The following is a 24684-nucleotide window of genomic DNA, read 5'->3' as shown; positions in this document are numbered from 1 at the left end:
GGCCAACCGCAGTCGGATTCGAACGAGCTGAGAGTGCACTGGAACTCGCCGCTCAGCGGGCAGCAGAAGGCGTCGGGGAAGTACAGGGTCGGCCAGCTCGATTTCGACGGGATCGTCGAATTCGCGCAGGAGGCGGACGAGCTGGGCGTGGACTCGCTCCTCATGGGGATCGGCGCGCACATGCCCGATCCGCTCCCGATGCTCGGCGCCCTGGTCCGCGAGACCCGGCGCGTCAAGTTCCTCCTCGCCTACCGCCCCGGACTGCTCTCACCGACGCTCTTCGCCCAGGTGGTCAACACGGTCTCCTGGATGTCGGACGGGCGGATATCCCTCAACCTGGTCGCCGGTGCTTCCCCGGTCGAGCAGGCGTATTACGGTGACTTTCTCGCCCACGACGAGCGCTATGCCCGCTCCAACGAGTTCCTGGACATTCTCCACGGACTCTGGCGCGGTGAGACCCCGTTGTCCTACAAGGGCGAGCACTATCGCATCGAGGATGCGGAGATCGGCCTGGGATACAAGGGCGGAGGCCGTCCCGAGATATACATCAGCGGGGCGTCGGAGGTGGCACAGCAGACCGCCGTGGACCACGGCGACTGCTGGCTGCGCTACGGCGACACGCCCGAGGGAATGGCCGCGGCGGCGAAGTCCGTCCTGACCCGGGGCGGCCGGGTGGGAACGCGCATGCATGTGCTGGCGAGGGAGACCCGCGCGCAGGCGCTGGCGGATCTCGCGGCGATGATGGGCGATCCCGACGAGGAACACCGCAAGCGGATCGCGGCGGCCGTGGCCTCCTCCGATTCCGTGGCGGTGAAGACCTCCTTCCAGCTGGCCCAGACCGCGGAGTCCGACTGGCTCTCTCCCATGCTGTTCTCCGGCGCCGTGGCATATCGCGGCGGGCCGGCGCTCTGCGTGGTGGGCAGCTACGAGGAGGTCGCCGCGTATCTCTACGAGTACAAGGCGGCCGGGATCAGCGAGTTCATCTTCTCCGGCTGGCCGACCCGTGACGAGATGCGGATCTTCTACACCCGGGTGCTGCCGCTGCTGCGCCGGCTCGAACGCGCCGGGCAGAAGGCGGCCTGAGCACTGTCCGGCCCGGCCTTCCCGGGGGTGACCGCGCCGGCACCGGCGCCCGCCGCCGCGGGGGCCGGGCCTGCCGTGGACCGCTCGCCCCGACCGCACCGGCGCCGTGGCCGAGGACCGCGGCGTGGTGTCCGCCCTCGGAGACGGACTCGCCGGTACCGGCAAGACCCTGATCGGCACCGGCAGGGGCGGAGACAGCGACGAGGCCGCCAGGCGCAACCCGCGCGCGGCGATCCCGTTCACGCGCGCCGGCTGCGGGCGGCGCGGCGCACGGACCGTCCTCGTCGCCGTCGCGCCGGTCACGCACGGCGAGCGGGACCGGCGGGGCTTTGTCCCCGCACGGATCAGGTTCGCACGCGCATCCGGAGTCTTCCGCTGCGTGGAAGACGAGACGGAGCCGACCGAGGGCCGGCCGCCCATGTGCTCGACGTCGGGGACCTGTTCGCCCTCCCGCTCGGCAAGGCACCCTCAGGGGCGGCCCGCCGCGCGGCGGCAGAAACCGGCGTACCCGTGCGCGCCGTCGCCGAGTCCGTCGCACGCCGCCCGGACATCCCCGCCCGGGGCACCGGCCCGGGCGAAGCCGCCGAGCACCTCCCGGCTCTCCCCTTCGCCGCGACCGGCCTCACGATGTCCTGCGGGGCCACCCGCCGGATGCCGGGCCGGCAGCCGAGCGGTCAGCCGGCGGCCGGTCGGAGACGGATGGCCGGTCACCTGCGGTATCACCGGAGCGTGACCTCGCTCGAACCGTTGGACGGTGCCGGCGAAAGCACCGTCCTCGGTGTCCGCAGCCCCTCGTTCTCGGCGGACGGCTTTTGCGCCGCATCCAAGGGAACGCCGTCGCACACCACCAGCGAGGCCCGGTCGTACAGCTCGCGGACCGCGTCCGTCATCAGTGTGTTGCCGCCCGCTCCCGCCCCCATCGGCCCCTCCTCCGGGGAGTGCAGTCCGAAGGTCTTCGGGTCCGCCTCGCCCGTCCGGATGGCCTGCCCCGCGTTGCCCGCGGCCAGAAAGCGGCCGCGCGGCACGTCCATCGGGTCGAAGTCCGCCTTCCGCGCGTCGGTGACCGCCGGGTTCGCCAGCTGCGGATCGGCGAACAGCCAGCCCCGCTCCGTGTCCCAGTACCGGGTGACCACGTGGCCGGCGTGGAATCCGTCCGAGCCGAGGTGGTCGGCGAAGCCGGACCGCAGGCGCGCCGGTATGCCCGCGTGGCGCAGGAACGAGCAGTGCAGCAGCGCGAAGTCCCTGCAGACCCCGACGAAGCGGTCACCGGCCTCGCGTCGCTGTGCCAGCGGGGCGTCGTTCCGCTCGGTGATGATCTCCAGGATGCCGTCGGTGTAACGCGTCTCGGCGTCGTTGTGCAGGCGGTCCTGCGGGATGACACGGCGCAACGGCCCGCCTTCCAGACGGTGAATCACCTGATCCCGGGCTGTGCGGGCGAGTCGGGCCGGGTCGTCCGGTAAGTCGGCGTAGAGCGGGGCGAGATTTCCGGGGCCGGAGAAAGCGCTCTGCGCGGCATGGAAGGCTGCGGCGTCTGGTGCGAGGCGGGCGGATGGCATGGCCGGACCCCTGGACAGCATCAGCCGCACGTTCGATTACCGGGCCGGTGCGCCTCACCGTGTCAAAATCTGCCCGCAATTGTCCAGACGTCCTGAGCCGACGGCCGAGGCCCCAGGCACGCCGCCCGCGCCAGGGGACCCAACCGGCTTTCCGGCACCGGCCGCAGGCGGAACACGACAGCCGCAGCGAGAACAGGCGAAGCCGTGTCGTCTCACCGGCGAGGATTGCGCTGACTTCACCTGGTGTCTTGCGAGGAGGCCCCGGCGTTCACACCGGGGAGGAATCGCATCCCGTGACAGCGACGCTCCGCGTCGCTGTCACGGGCCCGTGGGCGCGGAGCGTCACCGCGCTCGCCCGGCGGAGCCGCGCGATGGCGAACGTGTGTGCCTGCGTTCGCTGATGGGGGTGGTCGTGGCGGGAGTTGTATGTAGGTGTGCGAATCTCGCTCATATGCTCGTGTGAGGGCAGGGCAGGGCAGGGCAGGGCAGGGCAGGGCAGGGCAGGGCGGGTGATGGGAACGAGAGTGGGGGTGTTGGAGTGACTGAAGTGGCGGGGACTGGCGGCGTGGGTCATGCCCGGTACACTTACCGGTTGCGCGTGTCGTCTGCCGCTCGCAGTGCCCTGTCGGCGGAGTGGGACCGGTGTCGCTGGGTGTGGAACGAGTGTGTCGCCAAGTCCAGGGCCGTGCACCTGCACAACAAGGCAACCGAGGAGAAGCAGACGTGTGGTCCGGCGCAGCTCGATCGGATGCTGACCGGGGCCCGTGCTCGTACGCCGTGGCTGCGTGAGGGTTCGTCGGTTCCCCAGCAGCAGGTCATCCGTGACTTCGGACGCTCCCGTGCCAAGGTGCGCAAGGACGTCCGGGGGCGGCTGCCGATGACGCGCCGGGCCGGTATGCCGCGGCACAAGAAGAAGCGCGAGGCGCGGGCGAGCCTGAACTACACCCGGCGTGGCTTCCGGCTGCATCACGGCAGGCTGCATCTGGCGGGCGGCATCGTCGTGACGGTGGTGTGGTCGAGGGAGTTGCCGGCCGGGCCGTCCTCGGTGCGCGTGTACCAGGACAGCCTCGGGCACTGGTATGCCTCGTTCGTCGTCCCCGCCCAGGAGCAGTTGCTGCCGGAGACCGGCCGGGTGGCCGGCGTGGACTGGGGTGTGAAGGAGACCGCCACCACCACGTCCGATGACCACGACCTCCCCCACGCTGGGCACGGCAGGAAGGCTCAGGCGAAGCTGTGCCGGTACGACCGGATGATGGCCCGCCGCAGACCGGACAAGGGAGAGCCGGGATCGAAGGGCTATGGCGAGGCGAGGCGGCTGCGCGCGAAGGCGTACAAGAAGGTCGCCCGGCAGCGGGAGGACACCGGCCGTAAGTGGGCCAAGAAGGTGGTCCGTGACCACGATGCTGTCGCCGTCGAGGACTTCAAGCCGAGGTTCCTGGCCAGGACCACCATGGCGCGTAAAGCCGCTGACGCCGCCATCGGCGCCACCAAGGCGGCTCTGGTCGAGATGGGTCGCAAGCACGGGCGGGACATCCGCCTTGTCCACCCCGCGTACACCACGATGGACTGCGCGCACTGCGGAGCGAGAGCCAAGCACGCACTGCCGCTGGGTGAGCGCACCTACACCTGCAGCGCATGCCGGACCGTGTCCCCCAGGGACAAGAACTCCGCACGCGTGATGCTCGTCCGGGCTGGTCTCGACCCGGCTGGTGCCGATGGCGCAAGACCTCCTGGAGCGCTGCTCCAGGAGGCGGCCTGAGCCAGAAATCCCCTCCCTTCAGGGAGGGGAGGATTCAATTCGTCTCCTGGAGCGTGGCGTACCCGGTGGCGGCCGCGGCCGTGGTCTTGCCGGCGCCCTCCTGCAGCTGGAAGAGCGAGCCGAAGGGGCGCTCGGCGAGCGGGAGCCGCCAGGCCCCGGCTTCCACCCGTGCGGTGTCCGACACGCTGCCGCGCAGCAGTTTCACCCCGGCCTCGTTGTGGCCGGCGTGCGGGCCGAAGTGGACCGGGTAGGCGTCGGCGGCCCGGTAGGCGGGCAGGAAGGCGCGGCGGTAGCGGTCGGAGCGGTTGGGGGAGGAGTAGTGCAGGAGCAGGCAGTGGATGAAGACCACGCTGCCGGCGGGCGCCTCGATGGGAACGGCGAGCGCGGGGTCGGGGGCGCCGGCGCCGCTGATCTTGCCGCGGAAGTAGCCGTCGACGTAGTGGTCGGCGAGGCCGTGGCGGTGGGAGCCGGGGACGGTCTGCAGGGCGGAGTTCTCGGTGGTGGTGTCGTCGAGGTAGACCAGGGCGGTGACCAGGTCGGTGTTGGTGTGGGGGTAGTAGGCGAAGTCCTGGTGCCAGTCGACGACGCTGCCCACGTGCGGGGCCTTGAGGTGCAGCTTGCTGTAGTGGAAGAGGATGTCGGGGCCGATGAGCGCCTCGACGTGGTCGAGGAGGCGGGGGTGGGCGGCGGCCCGCTCGAACGCGGTGTGCTGTTTGGTGGGTGACCAGATCCGGCGGGCCATGCCCTGGTCGCCCGGCTCCACCTCGGCGACGGAGCCGATGTCGGGGACGTCCAGGATCTGGGTGATGGCGGCGTTCAGTTCGGCCACTTCGCTGGGGTCGAAGAGACGCTCGGCGACCGCGAAGCCGTTCTCGCGGTACTCCTTGACGAACGTGTCGGTGGGCGTGGACATGCGCGGGGTTCCTTTCTGGCGGGGCGGCAGGGCCTCAGGACGGCGGGGCCTCAGGACGGCGGGGGCGGCGAGGGCGGCGGGGGAGCGGGCCGTGCGGGGGTCCGCCGGACGGCGGCAGCCCGCCGGACCCGTCAGGGCCCGAAGGCGCCGCCGGCCGGCCCCGCGGCCGGGCCCCGCACACCGGCCGGCGGCCGGTGCGGGCCCGGGACATGCCGGTCACACGGCGCTCTGCGCGTGCCGGCACGCGCCCGCCGTGCGACCGGCACACGGCGGGCCGGGCGTGCCGGGCGCGCGCGGGTCACACGGCGCTCTGCGCCTGCAGGGCGACGGTGTCCTCGTAGATCTCCCGGAAGAACATCGCGAGGATCTCCTGGACGTCGTCGATGTACTTGAACACCTTCTGGAAGTCCTCCTCGCTGAAGATCAGCTGGTGGAGGATGTCCCACATCTCCTGGGAGTGGTCCTCGGTGGTGTCGACGTGGAGGTGGGCGGCCTGCCCCTTGACGCTCTCCTTGCCGAGCTGCTCCTGGAGGTTGTCCACGATGGCCGGCTGGAGCTTGACCTGCGTGTACTCCACCAGGTAGTTGGAGACGACCGGCGCGAGGGCCGACTCGTGCTCCAGGGCGTAGTAGAAGAAGCCCTCGAACAGGCGGGTGGACAGGTAGGGCTCGGTGGCGAGGATCTCCTCCTCGGTGACCCCGGCGGCCGCGGCGTCACCGATGTACAGCCGGTCGTGGAGCATCTCGTCGGCCTGGTACTGCGCGTAGTCCCGGGCGGCCCGGGGCGAGACCTGGGCGATCTTGGCGATGGCCTTGGACTGGCTGACCCGGGACAGGCGGATCCGCCACACGTGCTCGATGAGGGTACGGCGGTAGTACGCCTGGTGGAGGGAGGGTTCACTCAGGTGGGACGCGAAGGGGACGGTGGCCTTCCACTCGGCCATCTTCTTGTCCAGGTAGCGGTCGAGCTCGGCCTTCTTCAGACGGCTCTGCTCCGCGTCGTAGAACGGCTTGGGGTGGGTGATCCCGGTGTTCCGTACGCGGTTCATCGCGTTCTCCTTCTCGGCAAGAGGTGTGTGCGGGGGTGTTCACGAAAAATTGCGGTCAGCGGTAGCGGACGTGGAAGTGCTCGTCCGCGTGCCGCTCCAGGAAGGCGGTCTCGGCCTCGAGGTCGTCGGCCGACACGTCCCACAGGGCGTCCATCAGGCAGATCGCCCGGTCGGAGGAGGCGAGTTCGGTTCCCTCGCCCACGTGGACGCGCAGGATCCGGGGCGGCCGGGTGGGCGGGTCGAAGCGGATCGAGTCGACGGTGCGCCCCTTCTGGCCGTACTTGCTGAGGAACACCGTCGCCGGGGTGGGCGTGTCGGTGCGCAGCGCCTCCAGCTGGGAGGCGCGGGTGAGCCGCTCGTGGAAGGCGTCCTGGGGGCCGTCGGGCAGGAGCAGGGCCTCGGTCCACAGGTCGAAGAAGGAGAGCCCGGTGACGGTGCGGACGCTGGGGTCGATGAGACTGCCGCCCATCCGCGGGTTGATCTCGATGATCTCCCAGCGCTTCTTCGCCTCCCAGTACTTGGCCTCGATGTGGAAGGCGCCGGCGCTCAGCCCGTGCTCTTCCAGGGCCTTGAGGCAGCGGGTGACGAAGTCGGCTCCCTCAAGGACGAGTTCACGGCCGAGGCTGACGGGCGGGCTGACCGACATCCCCTCCAGGGTGGTGCGTTCCAGGCGCTCCACGCGGGCCTTCTCGTGGACGCACAGGTGGTGGACGTGCCCGTCCAGGACGAACGTCTCGAAGCTGAACTCCGGGCCCTCGACGTACTCCTCGGCGAGGAAGTCGTAGCGGTCCATGAAGATCGCCTTCATGGAGCCGTCGGCGCGCATCTGCGCCTGGATCGCGGGCAGGTCGGCCAGGTCGTCGGTGCTCTCCAGGATGAACGCCGCGAAGGACGCGGCACCGCGCACCGGCTTGACGAACCAGCGGGAGGCGGGGTCGAGTTCGGGGACCGCCCCGGGGGCGAGCCGGTGCACGCGGACTTCGCTGAGCCCCTCGGCGAACAGGTGGCGGCGCAGTGCGTACTTGTCCAGGCACAGGCGCAGCGCGGGCTCCGCGCAGTCGCGCGCGCCGAGCTGCTGGTTGATCTCGGCCATCAGGAGCCGGTAGCCCTCGAAGCTGGCGAGGGCGGCCTCGACGCGGTAGCCGCGGTCGGCGAGTTCACGGACGGCCTTCTCGACGTCACCGAAGTGCAGTTCGCTCTCCTCGGTGACCACGCAGTCCGCCAGGTGGCGCAGGGTCTCCTCGAGGACCTCCGGCGTCCTGGGCCGGGAGGTGACGGCGACCAGGGACAGGCCGAGCCGGGAGGCGGCCGCGGCGGCCTCCTCGGTGTAGGACTTGCCCTGGTGCATGAGGAGCAGGACCGCTCTGTTCATCTGTGCATCTCCTCGCAATGGTCCGGGCCCGGCCCCGGTGTTCAGCTGAGGCGGGCCGGCTGCTGGTGGGCGGTCTCGAGCTGGTGGGCGCGCAGGATGTCCACGAGCCGGGCGGCGCTGCCCTCACGGATCGGGTCGACGACGGGCAGCCCGGTGTCGGCCTCCAGCTTCTCGGCCTCGCGCCGGTAGTCCTCGTCGCTGAAGCCGACGCTGTTGACGCTGATGGCGGCGACCCTGGCGGGCCGCAGGACACCGCTGAGCTCCTCGTTCATGCGGATGATCTCGGCGATCGGGGGGATGGGCGTCTCCCAGACCTTGGTGCGCTCGGCGCCCAGGCGGTGGCAGAACACCAGGGCGTGCGGCAGGGCGCTGTGCAGGATGGTCAGGGCGACACCGCTGCCCTGGATGTGGTTGAGGCCGGCCTGGCCCTCCACGACGACCCACTCGTTGCCGGCGGCGGCCTGGATGACGACCTGCTCCACGGCGCCGCCCATGAAGTCGCCGGGCACCGCGTCGACCGCGACACCGTGGCCGGAGATCAGGATGCCGCTCTGGCCGGTGGCGGCGAACCCGGTGGGGATGCCGCGCCGGTTGGCCTCGTTCCAGATCTCCAGGCCGGTGGTCTTCTTGCCGATGTTGCAGTCGCTGCCGCACGTGTGGACGATCCAGGCGTCCAGATCCAGGACCCGCGCCTTGTTCAGCGGCACCTTCGGGGCGTCCTTGGTCTCCCAGACGGTGATCCCCTTGTCCCGGACCACCCGGGCGATGTCCGCGTCGTCCGTGAGCCGGTAGTGGATCGAGTTGATGATGTGCAGGCCGCTCTGGACGGCCGCCAGCAGATGCGGCTTCCAGCCGGAGGGCAGCTCGGCGGAGTGCAGACCCTTCCCGATGATCATGACCTCGGGCTGCAGGTGCAGCGCCTGCTCGACGCGGCTGACGATCGGGATCGGACCGCCGTAGCCGAGGACGTCCTGCACGGTCTGGCCGGCCTTGCGGCTGTCGATCACGGCGACACAGCGGTCCCCGCGATAACGCAGCAGCGAAGCGCCGATCTTGCTCGTGAAGAGCCCGAAGCACCCCTCGGCGAACAGCACGAACTTCTTGTCGACCAGCTCCGCATGGTTCAACTGAGCCATGTCTTCCTCCACAGACTCGTCGGTTCGGTTGCGGATGGCACACGATGGGGGGCGGGGGAGCGGCAGGCGCTCTAGGCGACCGGCTCCGCCGTCAGGCGGTACTGCGCCCGCGCCTGGCGCACGGCCGCCTCGATCTGCTCCTGGCTGCCGCCCCGGAACAGGAACCGGCCGCCCTGGATCGTGGCGTACGACCCGGGACGCGGCACCAGGACCTCACCCGCCCTGGGCACCAGCTCCCGGTACACGTAGGGAACCTCGCCCAGCAGCGGGGTGGCGCCGGTGACCTTCTGGGGCAGCGGCCTGGGACCCGGGACCATCAGCCAGCCGCCGCTCAGCTCCGGATCGAAGACGGGCAGCTCCACCGGGTGCCCGAGCAGCACGTCGACCCACAGCCGGAACATGTTCACGCCGTGCACGTCGTGGATGACGTACGACACGTCGGCCCCCGGCACCCGGGCACCGACCTCCAGGAACACCAGCTCCTGCCCGGTGTCGAAGAGTTCGAGATGAAAGGCGGAGCTCCGCAGCCCGAGCGCGGTCAGACAGCGCACCGCGAAGTCCTCGCAGCGCTCGCGGACCGCGGGATCGGTCTGGAAGACGGAACCCAGCGGTTCGCCCAGCACCTCGAAGTCCAGGCAGGTGGCGACATAGCGCGAGGTGCACAGGAACAGCGGCTTGCCCGCGGCGTCCAGGACACCGTCGACATGCAGGATCTCCCCCTGCACGAACTCCTCGATCTCCAGGCCGTGCAGGCTCTGTCCGGCACACAGGGCCCGCAGCTCGCCCACCGAGGCGATCTTGTGCACGCCCTGGCTGGCCGCCCCCCGCACCGGCTTGACGATCACCGGGTAGCCGAACTCCTCGGCAGCCGCCACCACCTGCTCCTCGGAGCGGCACGGCGCCCACCGCGGCACCCGCAGGCCGGCCCGCGCCAGCGTCTCCTTCATGACGGTCTTGTCGCGGAACCGGGCGGTCTCCCCGGCACCCGGGCCGGGGATGCCGTAGCGCTCGCGCAGCGTCGCCGCCAGGTCCAGGAGGAACTCGGAGAACCCGATGACGTGCTCGAACGGGCCTTCCTCGGCCACGACGGCGTCCACGACCCGCAGAACGCCGTCCAGGTCGGCGAAGTCCGCCACGACATGGACCCGTTCGGCGCCGGCGGGCACCGAACTGAGGCCGCCCTCGTCACAGACGTACGTGACACGGTCCGTCTCCGGACTGAAGATGATCTCGGGAGCGGCAAGCCGGTTCTCCCAGCGCCGCTCGTCCTCGTACAGGGGCCAGCGGTTCAGGTACAGGATTGCGCCGGACATGGCTGACGTCCTCACGGTTCACCAATGGATGGACAGGCCCGGCCGGACGGCCGGTTCACGGCGACGCCGGCGGGCCTTTTCGGAAACCGAAAGAACGAAACCGGAACTGAAATCCCGGCCACGGTCCCCGACACGTCGAACGCGCTCACTCAGCCTCGCACGGCAGCGGCCCGGCCAGAATAGGACCTAAGTCCCGGCCACCCCGGCCCGGACCCCGCACGCCCCGCGCACCGGCTCTCCCCGCCGTGCGCCACAGCACCCTTCCCGGGGAACGGACCGCCCCCTGCCGGCAATTCCATGGGCAGATGGGCCTATTGCCCGCCCGCCGCACGGAACACAGAATTCATATCGTGCCCCCACCGACCGGAACGGGCCGCCGTGCGCACCGGGAAACCGAACGGGAACCGCCTTCCTGCCGCCCGGCACCGAAACCCCGGGCGGATGGACGGCACGTTCGTCCCCGCCCCGCGGACGCCACTGCGGCCCGCACACAGCGGGGACACGGCCCCTTGTGCATCCGGGCCCCGAAACCGGACCGAATTCTCGCGGGACAGGTGGTGGCAGGCCATGACGGAGGCGACGCAGACGGTACGGCGCGCGAGCTCCGAGGACTTCCGGGCGGCGATGGCCCGGTTCGCGGCCGGGGTCGTGGTGGTGACGACCCTGGGCGGCGACGGAGTGCCGCGCGGCTTCACGGCGAGTTCGTTCTGCTCGGTGTCCGCACACCCGCCGCTGATCCTGGTGTGCCTGGCCAACTCGGCCGACTCCTATACGGCGTTCGCCTCCTGCGACCGCTTCGCGGTGAGCGTGCTGAGCCCCGAACACCAGCCGCTGGCCCAGCGGTTCGCGACCAAGGGCGCCGACAAGTTCGCCTCCGGCGGCCTGTCCCGCACCCTGGGCGGACTGCCGGCCGTGACGGGCGCGCTCGCCGAGCTGGACTGCGAGACGCACGCCCGCCACCCCGCCGGCGACCACACCGTCCTCATCGGCCGGGTGGCGGCCACCCGCCTGGGCGAGAACACCCGCACCCCCATGGTCTATTACGACAGGTCCTTCCGCCTCCTGGCCTGAACACCGAAGCCGCGAACCCCCGGCGGCACAGAGGGGCCCCGGACCGCCCCGGACCGCAATTCCATGGGCAGATCGGCCTATTGCCCGCCCGCCGCACGGGACACACAATTCCTCATGCGCCCCACCCCCGAGGAACGGCGCCGTGCGCCGGCAAACGGCCCGCACACCGCCCCCCGCCCGGCACAAAAAATCCCGGGCAGCGGGCCACACCATCTCGCTCCACGAATATCGCCGGCCCGGACGGCCGAGCGACATCGTATCCACAGGTATCACACGGCGAATGACGGGAAACGGGAGATACGACGATGCTGCTGAAGGTCGCTCCGATCAATTCATTCTCTGGAACGTTCCGCATCCCCTCCTCGAAACCGGAGACACAACGGGCCATTCTGACCGCCACCCTGGCCGAGGGCACATCACGCATATTCAACGACCTGCGCTGCGACGAGACGCAGACCATGAAGAACGCCTGCCGCGCCCTCGGCGCCACGATCACCGAGCACGACGGACACCTGGAGATCCAGGGCATCGCGGGAACCTTCCCCCCCATCGGACGCGTCATCCAGTCCCGCGGCTCGGGCCTGGTCTTCCGCATCGTCACCGCCCTGGCCTCCGTACAGCCCTCACCGGTCGTGGTCACCGGCGACGCCACCCTGCGCAACCGCGTCATGGAACCCCTGCTGCAGGCACTGCGCGAACTCGGCGCGGACATCGAGTCCATCGTCAGCGAGAACAAGGCCCCGGTCGTCAACTGGGGACGCGGCCTCAAGGGCGGCACCTGCCACCTGCCCGGCGACATCAGCTCCCAGTTCATCACCGCCGTCCTGTTCGCCGCACCGCTGGCCCAGGGCCCGGTGGAGATCGAGGTGAGCGGCGAGGTCTACTCCAAGTCCTACATCCGCCAGACCCTCGCCAGCCTGACCGACGCCGGCATCAAGGTCTCCGCCTCCGACGACATGCGCCACTACCAGGTGGAACCCTCCGCCTACCAGGCCCAGGACATCACCATCCACGAGGACTACACCTCCGCCTCCTACCTGCTGGCCGCCGCCGCCCTCTTCCCCGGCCGCACCGTCCTCACCAACGCCTACGGCGACAGCATGCAGGGCGAGTTCGCGATCGTCCCCATCCTCCAGCAGCTCGGCGTCAGCGTCACCTTCGACCGCGACGCCTCCCTGCTGACCGTCGACAACCCGCCCGGCAGCCTGCGCGGCAACTTCGAGGTGGACGTACGCGACTGCCCCAACATCGTGCCCACCCTCGCCGCCCTCGGCGCCTACGTACAGGGCAGCCTGCGGGTGACCGGAGGACGCCTCACCCGCTTCCACAAGGCCTCACGCATCGAGGCCATGGCCGCCGAACTGACCCGCGCCGGCGTGGACATCGACGTCCTGTACGACAACGGCATCTGCGACGGCTTCGAGGTCCGCGGCGCACGCACCTACCCCGGCGGGGTGACCCTGTCCAGCTGGGGCGACCACCGCATCTTCATGTCGCTGTTCCTGGCGGGCCTGCGGATGCGGTCCGCCAACCGGTTCTCCGGCTTCGAGGACGTCCGGCTGTCCTTCCCCACCTTCCTGGAGGACTTCACCACCGCCGGAGTACGCACCGCGGCCGTCCAGGAGGAGAACGAACCCGCCCAGGCCCTCGGCTGACCACGACGAACCCACCGGTGCGCGGGCCGGACCCCGGCCCGCGCACCCGTACGGCACACCCCCGCCCCCGCCCCCTGCACGGACCGTCCGCCCCTCCCGGTCAGGAAGTCCCCGATGCCCCCTGCACCAGCCCCCCGGCTACGCGCCGACATCTCCGGCCTGCCCCGCTACGTCCCCGGCCGCCCCGCCCCCAGCGACCTGGTCGACAAACTCTCCTCGAACGAGAACCCCTACCCCCCGCTCCCGTCGGTCATCGCCGCCCTGCGCGAGGAACTCGGCCGCGTCAACCGCTACCCCGACCCCACCAGCAGCGAACTCGTCACCGAACTGTCCACAGCCCTCACGGTCCCCGCGCACCACCTCGTCCCCGGCACCGGATCCCTCGGCGTCACCCGCGACCTGCTGCGCGCCGCGGCCGGCGAAGGCGACGAAGTACTCTTCGCCTGGCGCTCGTTCGAGGCATACCCGCAGCTCATCTGGGCCACCGGGGCAACCCCCGTACCGATCCCCCTGCACGACGAACGCCACGACCTCAAGGCCATGGCCGACGCCGTCACCGACCGCACCCGCCTGATCCTCATCTGCAACCCCAACAACCCCACCGGCACCGCCGTACACCGCGCCGAACTCGACCGCTTCCTCGACCGGGTACCCGCCCACGTCCTGGTGGTCCTCGACGAGGCCTACCGCGAGTTCGTCGACGACACCGACGTACCCGACGGCATCACCTGCTACCGCGACCGCCCCAACGTCGCCGTCCTGCGCACCTTCTCCAAGGCCTACGGCCTGGCACGGCTGCGCGTCGGCTACGCGGTCGCCCACCCGCCGGTCGCCGCCGCACTGCGCGCCTGCACCGTGCCCTTCGGCGTCAGCGGACCCGCCCAGGCCGCCGCACGCGCCTCCCTGAACGCCCGGCCCGAACTCCTCGAGCGCGTACGCACCCTGGTGACCGAACGCACCCGCCTCACCTGCGCACTGCGGATTGCCGGCTGGACCGTCCCCGACAGCCAGGCCAACTTCGTCTGGCTGCGCCTGGGCACCCGCACACCCGCCTTCGCCGCCGCATGCGAGGCGGCAGGAGTCATGGTGCGCCCCTTCGCCGACGAGGGAGCACGCATCACCGTCGGCACCCCCGAACAGAACGACCGCCTGCTGAAGATCGCGGCCGACTGGCCGACGTGAAGACCCCGCCCCACCCGCATGAAGACAGGGCCACCGGGCAGACCCGGACACGGCCCACTGCTCGCCGTACCACGTCTCGTTGGCGGCCCCGCCGCTCCAGTGCCACGCGAGGACGCCGTGGTGCGCGCTCCCGCCGCTGCAGTCCTGGTGCAGGCACTGCGTGCTCGCGGCGTTCACCCAGTAGTACAGTCCGTCCACCACGCTGGCCGACACGTCACCGTGCCCGACCAGGGTGAACCCCGACGGAGCCGACGAGGCGGCGCTCGCGCCCGGCGTCACGAAGAGCACCGCCGCGGCCGCCATGGCACTCGCCATCGCGAAGACACGTCTGAATACGGGCATGGACATCTGCTTCTCCTTCGATCTCGGTTGAGGAAGACCGGGTGCCGAAGACAGGCACCGGTGGTCAGGCCGGGCAGACGGCGCGCCGGCGCCCGCCGACGTAGGCGGACCGCTCCCGTGCCGTGAAGTCCCGGTGCACGGCGGAGCAGATCCTGGCGGCCGCCTGCCGCGGACCGAGCAGCGTGAGGTGCCACAGCCGCACGGTCCCGTCGTCGCTGCCGGTCGCGAGGGTGCGGCCGTCACGGCCGAAAGCCACCGACCTCAGCGGCTCGGCGGGACCGGTCACCGTGGTCCGCAGCTGCCCCGTGGCCGCGTCCCACAGCCGCACGGCGCGGTCGTCGCCGCCGCTGGCCACGGTGTCGCCGTCAGCGCTGAAGGCCACCGCCCGCACCTGATCGCCGTGGCCGGTCAGCACCGTCCGCTGCCTCCCGGTGCCGGTGTCCCACAGCCGTACGGTGCGGTCCTCGCCGCCGCTGGCGAGGCTCCGCCCGTCAGGGCTGAAGGCGAGGGCGCGGACCGTGCCGGTGTGGCCGGTGAGGGTGGCCCGGACGGCTCCCGTCGCCAGGTCCCCGAGCTCGACCGTCCTGTCGTACGAGCCGGTCGCGAGGGTGCGGCCGTCGGGGCTGACGGCGAGGGACGACACCGGCCGGGTGCGGCGGGTGGCCAGGACACGCGCCGTGCCGGCGCAGGTGTCCCACCGCCGCAGCGTGCCGTCCTTGTAGAAGGCGACCAGACCGCGGCCGCCGGGGACGAAGACGGCCCCCACGACGACGGACCGGTACGCCACAACCAGCCGCGACACCGCCGTGCGCGTGTCCCACAGCCGCGCCGTGCCGTCGTCGCTGCCGGTGGCCAGCATCCGCCCGTCCGGGCCGAACGCTACCGCGTTCACCTCGTCCGTGTGCCCCGTGACGACGACCCGGCTCCCGGCCGCGGCCACACCGGTCAGCCGCAGCGCCCTGTCCGCCCCCACACTGGCCAGCGTGCGGCTGTCCGGGCTGAACGCCACCGACCGCGCCGGGCCGGTGCGGTCGGTGACCAGGACACGGCCCGCACCGCTGCCGCCCCCGTGCGGCAGGGCGATGGACCGGACCGGCCAGGTCCGCACGGCGTACCCGACACTCCCGGCGAGGGTCTGCCCGTCGGGGCTGAAGGGCAGTGACCACACCTGGGCGCCGCTGCCGGGCAGGAGCGTCCTGCGCCTCCCCGTCACCGTGTCCCGCACCTGCAGACCCGGCAGGACCGCCTTCTGCCTGCCGGTCGCCGTGTTCCACAGCCGCAGGGTGCCGTCCTCGCCGCCGCTGGCCGGCAGACGACCGTCAGGGGCGAACGCCACCGACCAGACGGCCCCGGTGCGGCCCTTGAGCGCGGCACGCCACCTGCCCGAGGCCACGTCCCACAGCCCCACCGCCGTGCCCGAGGCCGCCGCGACCCCAGCGCCGCCGGGACTGAACGCCACCGCGGATCTCCGGCACTCCCTGCACACCGGCCACGCAACCACGGGCCGGCCTCACCGCCACAACGAGTTCACCCGGCCCCGAAGTTGATGGGCAGCCCCTTCCCCAGCACCAATCAACGGGAACCGGCCCGGGGAAAGAACGAGCCGGACAGACAGCCGCATCGCCCGCCGCCCGGCACGCCCCACCGCCCGAACGCGACCGCACCGCCGAACGCGACCGTCAGCGGCGGCAGGGACGACATGCTCGTCGGGCGGCCTTCCGAATCCACGGTCTGCGGGACGTGCACCCCCGTGACGCCGACGCAAAGCCATGCGCTTTGACTAAACTTCATGCATAAAATGCATAGATCTTCTAGGGTGGCCCCATGAAGATGACGCTCGGCGAGCGCGTACGGGCAGCCGCAGCCGCGCTCATGCAGATCACGGGGGAGTCCCAGGCGGACCTCGCCGCCGCCCTGGGCGTCAGCCAGACGCAGATCAGCCGCCGCCAGTCCGGCAGCGCGGCATGGAGCCTGAGCGACTGCGAAGCCCTTGCCGCGCACTACGGGATCGACGCCCTGGACCTGTTCGCCGGCCCCACCCGGGCCTGCGACACCCTGCCCCCTCACCGCCGACGCCCCCCGCACCCCGCCCCCCAGGGAACACCACGATGACCGACTTCGACGCGATCGACGCACTCCTGGCCGCCGCCCGCCAACCGGCCGCCCTGCCCCCCGCCGAGCAGCGGCGCGCCCTGCGCCAGGCGCTGAACCTCTCGCGCACCCAGCTGGCCCAGGCACTGGGAGTGAGCCCCTCCACGATCGGCGGCTGGGAACAGGGACGCGACCCCAGCGGCGAAATCCGCGAGAAGTACGCCTACTTCCTCACCGGCGCCCAGAAAAGACTGCACACCCCCACCGAAACACCACCCCACCCCACCACCGACCCCACAGACCGGCACAGCACCACCGCAGCGGACGAAGACGAACCCCTGCCCACCCCCCAGCCCTGCGTCCTGTGCGGAGCACCCGCCACCGACCAGGTCGAGGGCTACCCACAGCACCTCCACCCCGCCGACTGCACCCCCCAGGCCCCGAACCCGCCCGACACCCCCCACCCCGAAGCCCCCGCCCCCGCCACACCACCGCCCCGGCACCCGCAGCCACCCGCCCGCCACCGCACCCCCCAGAACCAGGGCCGCACCCCCGAACTGATCACACAAGCCGTCCACGAAGCCCTCGACACACACGCCGGCGACCTGGGGGCAGCCACCGCCGAACTGCAGCGCCGCGCGATCCCCGACGCCATGGCCCTGCTCGACGCCTGCCGCACCGGCGCCCGCTACGACATCGTCGGCCACCCGCCGCTGCCCGACATCCTCCGCAAGAAGTCCGCCCACGGCGCCGACGAGGTATGGGAGGCCCGCCCCCACTGGGCGCGCCACGACGCACCACCCGGCACAACCGAGATCACCGCCCTCGACATCAACGGCGCCTACCTCTCCGCCCTGAAAACCCACCTCCCGCTCGGCGCCCTCGAACACTCCACCGGAAACGTCCACTCCCGCCGCCGCTCAGGAATCCACCTCATCACCCCACCCGACTGGGACCACCACCCCCACCTCCCCAACCCCCTGGGCAACCGCGAAGAACCGGGCCCCGTCTGGGTCACCGAACCCACCCTCCGCCTCCTCCAGCGCCTCGCCACCGAACCGTACGGCCCCCTGTGCGACCCCCCGGTCATCCACGAATCCTGGACCTCGGGATCGACGGAACAACTCTTCGAAAAATTTCGCCAGACCCTGCGCGACGCCCGCGAAAAAGCCATCACCGAGGAAGACGAAGTCACCCTGGAATACGTGAAATCCATGTATTCTAAGTTCGTGTCCACCATGGGAGAGTCGAACTACAACCGGGAACTCTACCGACCCGACTGGATGCACATCATCCGCTCGCAGGCATTCGTCAACCTCTGGCTCAAAGCCCATAAAGCACACACAGCCGGACTCGCCGTCATGCGCGTCATGGGAACCGACGAACTCCACATCGCCGGCGACTGGCGACAGGCATTCACGGAAGGCCGCGACGTGACACAGGTAAAAGTGAAAGACGTCTACACCCTCCCCGCCGGCAGGCACTAAGAACCCCACATGCCCGACAGAACACACGACTTCGGACACTACGGCGCCAAGGGCGAACGCGGCAGCGAAGCCGCAGCCCGCGTCCTCGACTCCCTCGCCGGCTACATCGCCTCCCCCCTCACCTCCCCCCGCGGCCTGTCCGCCCGCCTGCGCTACCTCACCCGCTCAGCCGCCGGCCACAACGCCATACGCCAAGCCGGCATCACCGTCACCCCCCGCACCCTCAAAGCCTGGCTCACCGGAACCCAACGCCCCAACAAAGCCAACCTGGCAAAAATCGACACCGCCTACCGGACACTGCGCCGCCACAACGTCGCCCGCCACCTCCTCCGCCGCCTCAACGCAAACGGCGGAACCCGAGTGGAGATCCACCCCCTCGACCAGAGCCACGTACCCGCCCCCCACCAACGCGTCCTCGAATACCGCAGACTCAACATCCGCACCTGGGACGCCATCATCGACGCCTGGTCCCAAGGAGACCCCCAGGCACTCGACAGCGCCTGGATCGACCAGATCGTCAACCTCGGCTCCCAATGGGGAAAATACGAGTACGTCACCTCCGTGGGATTCGCCGCCTGACAACCAGGCCGGACACCGCTTCCGGAACCGACGGCCCGGCCAAAGCACGACGAAACGCAGCCCTGAGCCCGGACAGCGACTGACGAGCACCCAAGAGACCGAGAAACTCCTCAGCCGTCCAGCCGATCAACTGCCCCTGCCGCGACAGATAGAGACCGACCCTGCTCACGCAGTACCCATCCTCGTAGTCCAGGAGCAGATACCCGGCCAACTGGTGGAACGCCCCCGCGTCGACGCGGTCGGGACGGATGGTCGCCTTGCAATCGATGAGACAGCCACCGGCGATGTAATCAGCATCCGCACCACCGACATCCCTACTGCCCGAGAAGACAGGAGCACAGATCCGCTCGTCCACCGGCAACCGGGTCACCCACCCGAGAGCGTGATCCGCTCCAGCCAGCTCCACCTGCCGCGCAATGTCGCCCGGCACGTAGGAGGGGACCTCACCGAGCAGGTCGTCGAGACCGGCATCGGCACCAAGCTGCAGGAGCGGATTCCCGGGACGCAGCCCCGCCCGGAAAATCTCCTCGAAATGCGATGCCACGAAGCACAGCCGAGCCAGCCGCTCCTCCTCGCCGCCAGACCGCGTCATGGCGCCACCGGACGCCGCCGGCTGCCCCTTCAACTCGGACAGCAGCGCATGCCCCACCTCCTGCACCGCCTGGCCCGCAGCACGGGTGGACAACCCCGCCACATCAGCGCCCGCGTAGGCGACACCCGCCGCCAGCGCGCTGTCGACGGGCGAACCGAAAGCCACCCGTAACCGCCGATCGATGGCACGGCCCAGACTGCGGTAGTCAAACCGCTGCGCGCCCTGCGGCCTGAGAGTGAGCGGCCGCAGCGGCAACTGCTCACGCAAACTGGCAGACGCGCGCTCCGTGGCAGGCAGATGCGTCCGCACGAAGCGGGACACGGCCGAGTTCGGATTCTTGAGCTCACTGGTCAGACTCATGCCCAGATCATCAGGCAGGGCACTGACAACGGCACGCAAACAATTCACACACCAATCGAAAAATGGAATACACGTACGAACACCGGAGCCGACAAGCCACCACCGGACTCGACCCGCCGACCACCCCCAACCCAAGACAGCCCACCCACACCGACCACCCCCGACAACGCCCCACCCCTCGCGATCTGACGCACAACCCAAGAACCGCAGACAGACTCGCCCTCTACGACGGCCCCGCCCAGCCTGCTCAACCAGATGCAACGCGACCGGCTCGCCGAACTGATCAGGCTGATCAGAGAATCCCCCGACCTGCACGACCTCGGACCCAAACCCGACACAGCCGCACGCCCCGCAGACCAACTCATCGCCGAAGCCGCCGTACGGCTGCTCGCCGCCACCCAGCGGACTCTGGCCAGCAACCCCCAACAGCGACAGGCGCGTGCCCGTCTACGACGACCAGGCAGCCGCATCCTGCGAGTACCAAGACCAGCGACACACGGGTCACCCCTGACCCGGACCAACACCTTCTCGTGCGCCAAAGAACGGAACCGCCCACTGAAGCCTGCCGCAATGCTGCACGCCGTACTCTCGAAGCATGAGCGCCAACCTCGGTGAACAGCTCCGCGACACCCGCAAGCGCCGCGGCCTCAGCCAGCGCGAACTCTCCGAACTCTCCGGCGTCTCCCTCTCACTCATCCGCAAACTGGAACAGGGAGAACGCAACGACACACGCCTGGAAACCGCACGCCAGCTCGCCAGCGCACTGAAGGTACCCACAACACGCCTCATCGCCGAGCACGCCGAAGCTTCGGCCAGCCAGGACACAGTAAACCGCTGGGCACCCGTGCACGCCGCTCTCACAGCCTCTCCCGATCCCGATGCGGTTCTCTCCTCCGAAACACCCACCTACAACGGCGTACGCGACGCACTGCAGGCAGCCACACCCCTGTTCTCCCGAGACCGCTTCGACGAACTCAGGACAGTCCTCCCACCACTCCTGCGCGACACGGAAGCGCTCACCGAAGCCGACCCCCGCGGCCGGCCGCTGCGCGCCCGCCTCCTGGAGCTCACCGGCTGGCTGATGACCCAGACGCGACAGTTCGACGCTGCCGAGATGGCCCTGGAACGCGCCCTCGACGACGCCACCGACCACATCCAGACAGCCGCGACCGTCAACACCCAGTGCTGGCTCCTCCTGCGCCGCGGGAAACTCGCCCAGGCCCGAGAGCTGGCCGTGCACTGGGCTGATGAGATCGAGCCACGCATGTCCCGTGCCACACCATCCGAACTGAGCACCTGGGGCTGGCTCCTGCTCCGCCTGTCGGCAGCAGCGATCCGAGACAACCGCCCCGGCGAGGCCGAAGACGCTCTGCGGCTCGCCAACTCGGCTGCCGTAGCCATGGGACACGAGTGCACCCCCGAGGGCGACTTCCTGCGAACCTTCGGACCAGTCACGGTAGCCCTGAAACGCACAGAGAACGCAATGGTGATCGGCCAGCCGGACAAGGTGCTCACCCTCGCCTCACGCATCCCTGCAGACAGTCTGAAGCCGACGTCGAACAACCGGAACCGCCACCTGCTCGACGTGGCGAACGCCCACACCCAACTCCGGCAGTACGCGGAGGCCATGGACACGTTCCAGAAGATCCGCACGGGCTCCCATCAGTGGCTCCCGAACCAGCAGTACGCCCGAGACGTCCTCGGCCGCATCATGAGCAAGCGCCGGACCCTGACCCCCGAGATGCGAGAGCTTGCCGACCTGGTGCAACTGCCCGTGTGACACTGCGTGGCACTTCTGTCTGACGCTCCGTCAAAGTGCCATCGACGCAGGTCATCTGCGATCCGTAACGTCGAAGCATGGCCAACGAAACGATGCACGAAGGCGCGGACGGGAATCTGGGGGCGCTGAGACTGCTGCCGTGGACGCATGAAGGCAAGGCGTGCTGGCTGTCGCCTGCAAGTGAGGGCGGTGTGCTGTCTTCCATGGCGGACGCTATGGAAGCTGAGCAAGTACGGGACGGGCGCGAAGTGCTCGCTCATGCACGCCGCTTGCTGGACAGACCGGACAAACTTGGCCTCCACGAACTGAGGTTCATTACGGCCCGTCTGTCCGAGGGCCTGTCCGACGCGCTTCGCGTGGCTGAGTCGCGCGGCATCCGTCTCGGGGCTGTCGCCCTGCCCCCGGACGACGACGCGGAGAAGCTGTCCGACGAGGAGTCGAAAGCCCCCGAGTGACTGCTGTGAAACCTGAGAAGCCTCGGGTCGGCAGGCGAGAGGACGACGACTGGCCTTGTGGATGGTGGCCAGTTCTGGCTCACTTTCCGTGGAAGACTCACTGAGTGTGATGTCAGTGGCGTGTGGTGAGATGGCCAGACTATGTGGTCTGTCGTGAACGACTCCGATCGAGTGCAGTGGCACTACACCCCCTTCGAGAGCGTGGGCCCGCTCCGATTCGGTATGAGTCACGAGGAAGCCAGCGTCGCGATGGGGCTGCAGGAGTTCAGTGGGACAGCCTCCTCCATGCACCAGCGACACGGCGCCCTTGTGCTCCAGGCTGTCTTTCGTGAGATGACTGCCCCGGCGTACGTGCGGGCTGTCACCGTCTACTACAGGGAATCCGGCGGGCTCGCCTGCGTAGCCGTCGACGCACTGTGCGGACCGCTGGTATCGCTGGACGGGATGCAGCTGGTTGGGCGGGTGCCTTCCGAGCTGACGGATGAGTTCCACGCCTATCAGGAGAGGCGCGGCATGAGCCCCACGATCTCTGTCGAGGGCGATGCGGCGTCGGACGAGCTCGGGATTATGGTGCGTGCGCAACGAGTCGGCGACATCCTCCTGTCACGACCGGTCTTCGCGCGATTCGACGGCTGGGCTTACACCGTGCATGACTGCATCCCTAGGGATGAGTGGACCGTCCGCTGACAATGCTGTGACTTCAAGCGGCGCACCGACAATATGTAAAGTCAGTGACGCCTTATTTGCCCTGAACACAGGCTTCACGAGTAGAGCAGGACGCGTTTGCGGAGGAGGGCGAAGCCAGCCCGGCCGAACATCTGGCGCTTGAGCATCTTGATCCGGTTGACGTGTCCTTCGACGACGTCGGAGTTCCAGGGCAGTGTGAGGCCGGCGGTGACGGCGTCGAGGTCGCGTTCGAGGTGCTGGGCGAAGTGCCGGAGGCTGGGCAGGTCGGTGGTGGAGGTGGCCCCTTCGATCCAGGTCGGTAAGTGATCGCCCCCCCAAGGAGAGCGACCATGTGGCTACGGCCCTACTCAGCATCTGATCAGGTCGCGTCACGTATCCTCAAAGCGGCTTGGACCATAACGAACAAGCTGAGAGCTCGTAACAGGATCTTGCTGAAGTGCCCTGGTCGGGTGTGACTGGTGTGAGGAAGCCTCCGGTCTCGGAGGAGCCGACCTGATCCGGGCCGCGCGTCGGCCACTTTGTTCGGCCAACCCCCGGGTGCCTCCTGCAAGAGCCACACTGAGCGGATGAGTTCTGGAATAGCATCTGACCTGGTCGTCGGCCTTGTGCCCCTCCTCGGCGTGAGTGTTGGTGCAGCAGCGACATTGCTCGTGCAGCGCAGCGCCGCCCGGGAGTCGCGAGCACGAATCGCCGAGGAGGGGCGCGCCGCCCACCGTGCCGAAGTCAAGGCTGCGATCTCCAGCTATCTGGAGGCAGCACACAAACTGCAAGGTGAGCTGGATGCCCGGGAGCACGGGGAGGCCGCACCAGCTATCAAGGGCCTGGTTGAACGACTTTGGCTGGCCGAGAAGCAGATCGAGATCATTAGTTCAGACGATCTTCAACGACCCCTCATCGCACACAACAGGGCGCTGCATGATGTGTCCCGCGACCCGACGCAGTACCCAGACTGGTGGGTACACCTGGAACCGCTTCAGGCAGACCTGCTCCGTGCGGTAAAGAGGGAGCTGAGCTAAGAGCTCGTGACACGATCATGATCCGGCCTTCTTGAAGCGCCTCCAGCAGATGAGGCTGCAGCCCAACGAGACGAAAGCACTGTGGAGTTCGAGGCGTCGTTCGCGGCTCCCCTCTTTTCGCGCGGACGTGGGAGCCGTCCACGCAGGCGCGGGTCCAGTCAAGTTCGCCGGCCGTGTTCAGCTCGGCGAGCAGGGTGCGGTGCATTTGCGCGAAGACGCCGACCCTCTGCCAGCGGGCCAGGCGCCGCCAGCAGGTCTGTCCGGAGTCGACCCCCAGCTCCTGGGGGAGGAGTTGCCAAGCGATGTCCTGGTGCAGGACGTACAAGATGCCCTGCAGGGCCAGCCGGTCGTCCACCGGTTTTGGCCCCGGTGCCCGCTCGGGCCAGGGGGGGAGCAGCGGTTCGATCCGTGCCCACAAGCCGTCGTCCACGATCCAAGGCCGAGTCGTCACACGACCCGAACGATCGAATCATCACATCGGTAACGCTCGACCAGGGCACCTCAGCAAGATCCTGTTAAGAGCTCTGAGCACTGGTTGTTGTCTGCTGATCCCTTCCCGTCTCGGGCACGCCTGAAGTGGAAGGAGCCAAGGCCGCGCTGTTGCCGCTGGGGACCCTGTTCTCTGCCGTACGCATTCCTGGCCGACTTGCTAGTTACTGCGGTTCTTGTGCTGGTATACGAAGACTCCAGGCGTCGTCCGCCGAAGCTGGCAGGCGCCTCTCCATGAAGTCTTGTCTGTCGGAAGCTCACCGCCAGAGGATGCTCGGATTGTCTGACCGGCCTTCAGTTGTCCTGTTCATTCACTCGTGGATAAACAGGATTTTGCTATGGGGTGAGGCTCTGCAGTATCCCACTGAGCCGGAGTTCAAATTTCAACCTTCAATTCTGATAAGTTATCCAAAAATAATCCCTCAAAGTAATTTGAGAGGAATTAACCCCCTCAAGAAAATCGGGCCTTGAAACCCTAAAAGAAATTATTTAAATGTGCCGGCAGAAAATGAAACTGACGGAGTATCAGTTCGGGATCAGGGTGAGTGCCTTCCTCCTGTAGCTGCGGTTTTCGGAATTCGCGGAGCGAATTCCGTCGGTGTCACGGAGTGACACCGCATCAACTTTCTTGCGAAGCAAGGAAGTTAGGCCGCGTAGCGGCCGGGGGCTTCCGGCCCGTAGGGCCGGCGCGTCGTGCCCGCGGAGCGTGGCCGCGCGC

The 24684-nt window shown here is 69.2% G+C and carries 21 protein-coding genes and 1 pseudogene; 13 read left to right on the top strand and 9 right to left on the bottom strand.

Annotation, left to right across the window (positions count from 1 at the left end; translation table 11 throughout):
• Window positions 1-33: 33 nt before the first annotated feature.
• Window positions 34-1083, top strand: coding sequence for an LLM class flavin-dependent oxidoreductase (locus IEZ11_RS47610; protein WP_229713868.1), 1050 nt, complete (start codon window positions 34-36; stop codon window positions 1081-1083).
• 719 nt (window positions 1084-1802) lie between these two features.
• Here the strand turns inward: IEZ11_RS47610 and IEZ11_RS47605 are convergent.
• Window positions 1803-2471, bottom strand: coding sequence for a transglutaminase-like domain-containing protein (locus IEZ11_RS47605; RefSeq protein WP_308426603.1), 669 nt, complete (start codon window positions 2469-2471; stop codon window positions 1803-1805).
• Window positions 2472-3237: 766 nt separating this feature from the next.
• Here IEZ11_RS47605 and IEZ11_RS47600 point away from each other — a divergent pair.
• Window positions 3238-4398 (top strand): RNA-guided endonuclease InsQ/TnpB family protein, encoded by a 1161-nt coding sequence (locus tag IEZ11_RS47600; RefSeq protein WP_373295076.1) that lies wholly within the window; start codon window positions 3238-3240, stop codon window positions 4396-4398.
• Window positions 4399-4432: 34 nt separating this feature from the next.
• Here IEZ11_RS47600 and IEZ11_RS47595 read toward each other — a convergent pair whose 3' ends face one another.
• The 5 genes from IEZ11_RS47595 to IEZ11_RS47575 form a co-directional block, all read right to left on the bottom strand.
• On the bottom strand, window positions 4433-5311 hold the full coding sequence (locus IEZ11_RS47595; RefSeq protein ID WP_189269347.1) for a phytanoyl-CoA dioxygenase family protein: 879 nt from the start codon (window positions 5309-5311) through the stop codon (window positions 4433-4435).
• 298 nt (window positions 5312-5609) lie between these two features.
• Window positions 5610-6359, bottom strand: coding sequence for an iron-containing redox enzyme family protein (locus tag IEZ11_RS47590; RefSeq protein ID WP_189269346.1), 750 nt, complete (start codon window positions 6357-6359; stop codon window positions 5610-5612).
• Window positions 6360-6414: 55 nt separating this feature from the next.
• A complete protein-coding gene (locus IEZ11_RS47585; protein WP_189269345.1) occupies window positions 6415-7731 on the bottom strand; it encodes an ATP-grasp domain-containing protein in 1317 nt (438 codons plus the stop codon).
• Window positions 7732-7772: 41 nt separating this feature from the next.
• Window positions 7773-8867 carry a DUF1611 domain-containing protein gene (locus tag IEZ11_RS47580; protein WP_189269344.1) on the bottom strand — a complete coding sequence of 365 codons (1095 nt, stop codon included), beginning with the start codon at window positions 8865-8867 and terminating at the stop codon, window positions 7773-7775.
• A 71-nt stretch (window positions 8868-8938) separates the two neighbouring features.
• Window positions 8939-10180: an ATP-grasp domain-containing protein gene (locus tag IEZ11_RS47575; protein ID WP_189269343.1), complete on the bottom strand. Its 1242-nt coding sequence runs from the start codon at window positions 10178-10180 to the stop codon at window positions 8939-8941.
• 567 nt (window positions 10181-10747) lie between these two features.
• Here IEZ11_RS47575 and IEZ11_RS47570 point away from each other — a divergent pair.
• From IEZ11_RS47570 to IEZ11_RS47555, 4 genes are all read left to right on the top strand, one after another.
• Window positions 10748-11251, top strand: a complete 504-nt coding sequence (locus tag IEZ11_RS47570) for a flavin reductase family protein (protein WP_189269342.1) — start codon at window positions 10748-10750, stop codon at window positions 11249-11251.
• A 305-nt stretch (window positions 11252-11556) separates the two neighbouring features.
• Window positions 11557-12906 carry a 3-phosphoshikimate 1-carboxyvinyltransferase gene (gene aroA, locus IEZ11_RS47565; protein WP_189269341.1) on the top strand — a complete coding sequence of 450 codons (1350 nt, stop codon included), beginning with the start codon at window positions 11557-11559 and terminating at the stop codon, window positions 12904-12906.
• Window positions 12907-13020: 114 nt separating this feature from the next.
• Window positions 13021-14088 (top strand): histidinol-phosphate transaminase, encoded by a 1068-nt coding sequence (locus tag IEZ11_RS47560; RefSeq protein WP_189269340.1) that lies wholly within the window; start codon window positions 13021-13023, stop codon window positions 14086-14088.
• A 232-nt stretch (window positions 14089-14320) separates the two neighbouring features.
• Window positions 14321-14461 (top strand): hypothetical protein, encoded by a 141-nt coding sequence (locus IEZ11_RS47555; RefSeq protein WP_189269339.1) that lies wholly within the window; start codon window positions 14321-14323, stop codon window positions 14459-14461.
• A gap of 33 nt (window positions 14462-14494) precedes the next feature.
• On the opposite strand, the gene IEZ11_RS47550 is transcribed toward IEZ11_RS47555, so the two are convergent.
• The gene (locus IEZ11_RS47550; protein ID WP_229713867.1) at window positions 14495-15889 is read right to left on the bottom strand and encodes a WD40 repeat domain-containing protein; all 1395 of its coding nucleotides are present in this window, start codon (window positions 15887-15889) and stop codon (window positions 14495-14497) included.
• 365 nt (window positions 15890-16254) lie between these two features.
• Between IEZ11_RS47550 and IEZ11_RS47545 the strand changes: the two genes are divergently transcribed.
• From IEZ11_RS47545 to IEZ11_RS47535, 3 genes are read left to right on the top strand one after another with little or no spacing between them, the layout of a single operon-like run.
• Entirely contained in the window at window positions 16255-16542 is a 288-nt protein-coding gene (locus tag IEZ11_RS47545) for a helix-turn-helix transcriptional regulator (protein WP_189269337.1), read from the top strand.
• On the top strand, window positions 16539-18008 hold the full coding sequence (locus tag IEZ11_RS47540; protein ID WP_189269336.1) for a helix-turn-helix domain-containing protein: 1470 nt from the start codon (window positions 16539-16541) through the stop codon (window positions 18006-18008). The genes IEZ11_RS47545 and IEZ11_RS47540 overlap by 4 nt, the downstream gene beginning before the upstream one ends.
• Before the next feature lie 9 nt (window positions 18009-18017).
• Window positions 18018-18587: a transcriptional regulator gene (locus tag IEZ11_RS47535; protein ID WP_189269335.1), complete on the top strand. Its 570-nt coding sequence runs from the start codon at window positions 18018-18020 to the stop codon at window positions 18585-18587.
• Here the strand turns inward: IEZ11_RS47535 and IEZ11_RS47530 are convergent.
• Window positions 18562-19539, bottom strand: a complete 978-nt coding sequence (locus IEZ11_RS47530; RefSeq protein ID WP_189269334.1) for a hypothetical protein — start codon at window positions 19537-19539, stop codon at window positions 18562-18564. The genes IEZ11_RS47535 and IEZ11_RS47530 overlap by 26 nt on opposite strands.
• 595 nt (window positions 19540-20134) lie before the next feature.
• On the opposite strand from IEZ11_RS47530, the gene IEZ11_RS47525 reads away from it, so the two are divergent.
• The 4 genes from IEZ11_RS47525 (at window position 20135) to IEZ11_RS51625 (ending at window position 23477) form a co-directional block, all read left to right on the top strand.
• On the top strand, window positions 20135-21319 hold the full coding sequence (locus IEZ11_RS47525) for a helix-turn-helix domain-containing protein (protein ID WP_189269333.1): 1185 nt from the start codon (window positions 20135-20137) through the stop codon (window positions 21317-21319).
• Between the two features lie 77 nt (window positions 21320-21396).
• Window positions 21397-21774 carry a hypothetical protein gene (locus tag IEZ11_RS47520; protein ID WP_308426602.1) on the top strand — a complete coding sequence of 126 codons (378 nt, stop codon included), beginning with the start codon at window positions 21397-21399 and terminating at the stop codon, window positions 21772-21774.
• 153 nt (window positions 21775-21927) lie between these two features.
• Complete coding sequence (locus IEZ11_RS51630; RefSeq protein WP_229713866.1) at window positions 21928-22461, top strand: hypothetical protein; 534 nt, start codon at window positions 21928-21930, stop codon at window positions 22459-22461.
• Between the two features lie 566 nt (window positions 22462-23027).
• Window positions 23028-23477, top strand: a complete 450-nt coding sequence (locus tag IEZ11_RS51625) for a hypothetical protein (protein ID WP_229713865.1) — start codon at window positions 23028-23030, stop codon at window positions 23475-23477.
• A 211-nt stretch (window positions 23478-23688) separates the two neighbouring features.
• Here IEZ11_RS51625 and IEZ11_RS52680 read toward each other — a convergent pair.
• Window positions 23689-23907 (bottom strand): annotated as a pseudogene (locus tag IEZ11_RS52680) (transposase); the annotation flags it as partial.
• Between the last annotated feature and the right edge of the window lie 777 nt (window positions 23908-24684).

It is taken from the genome of Streptomyces fuscichromogenes, assembly GCF_014645815.1.
Lineage (GTDB): Bacteria > Actinomycetota > Actinomycetes > Streptomycetales > Streptomycetaceae > Streptomyces > Streptomyces fuscichromogenes.
This window is presented reverse-complemented; position numbering and strand designations above follow the sequence as displayed.

Coding starts and splice junctions, on each gene's coding strand:
- IEZ11_RS47595 (WP_189269347.1), bottom strand. CDS start 5,311: ATGTCCACGCCCACCGACACGTTCGTCAAGGAGTACCGCGAGAACGGC.
- IEZ11_RS47590 (WP_189269346.1), bottom strand. CDS start 6,359: ATGAACCGCGTACGGAACACCGGGATCACCCACCCCAAGCCGTTCTAC.
- IEZ11_RS47545 (WP_189269337.1), top strand. CDS start 16,255: ATGAAGATGACGCTCGGCGAGCGCGTACGGGCAGCCGCAGCCGCGCTC.
- IEZ11_RS47530 (WP_189269334.1), bottom strand. CDS start 19,539: ATGAGTCTGACCAGTGAGCTCAAGAATCCGAACTCGGCCGTGTCCCGC.
- IEZ11_RS47570 (WP_189269342.1), top strand. CDS start 10,748: ATGACGGAGGCGACGCAGACGGTACGGCGCGCGAGCTCCGAGGACTTC.
- IEZ11_RS47560 (WP_189269340.1), top strand. CDS start 13,021: ATGCCCCCTGCACCAGCCCCCCGGCTACGCGCCGACATCTCCGGCCTG.
- IEZ11_RS47580 (WP_189269344.1), bottom strand. CDS start 8,867: ATGGCTCAGTTGAACCATGCGGAGCTGGTCGACAAGAAGTTCGTGCTG.
- aroA (WP_189269341.1), top strand. CDS start 11,557: ATGCTGCTGAAGGTCGCTCCGATCAATTCATTCTCTGGAACGTTCCGC.
- IEZ11_RS47520 (WP_308426602.1), top strand. CDS start 21,397: ATGGCCAACGAAACGATGCACGAAGGCGCGGACGGGAATCTGGGGGCG.
- IEZ11_RS47535 (WP_189269335.1), top strand. CDS start 18,018: ATGCCCGACAGAACACACGACTTCGGACACTACGGCGCCAAGGGCGAA.
- IEZ11_RS47575 (WP_189269343.1), bottom strand. CDS start 10,180: ATGTCCGGCGCAATCCTGTACCTGAACCGCTGGCCCCTGTACGAGGAC.
- IEZ11_RS51625 (WP_229713865.1), top strand. CDS start 23,028: ATGAGTTCTGGAATAGCATCTGACCTGGTCGTCGGCCTTGTGCCCCTC.
- IEZ11_RS47540 (WP_189269336.1), top strand. CDS start 16,539: ATGACCGACTTCGACGCGATCGACGCACTCCTGGCCGCCGCCCGCCAA.
- IEZ11_RS47525 (WP_189269333.1), top strand. CDS start 20,135: ATGAGCGCCAACCTCGGTGAACAGCTCCGCGACACCCGCAAGCGCCGC.
- IEZ11_RS47585 (WP_189269345.1), bottom strand. CDS start 7,731: ATGAACAGAGCGGTCCTGCTCCTCATGCACCAGGGCAAGTCCTACACC.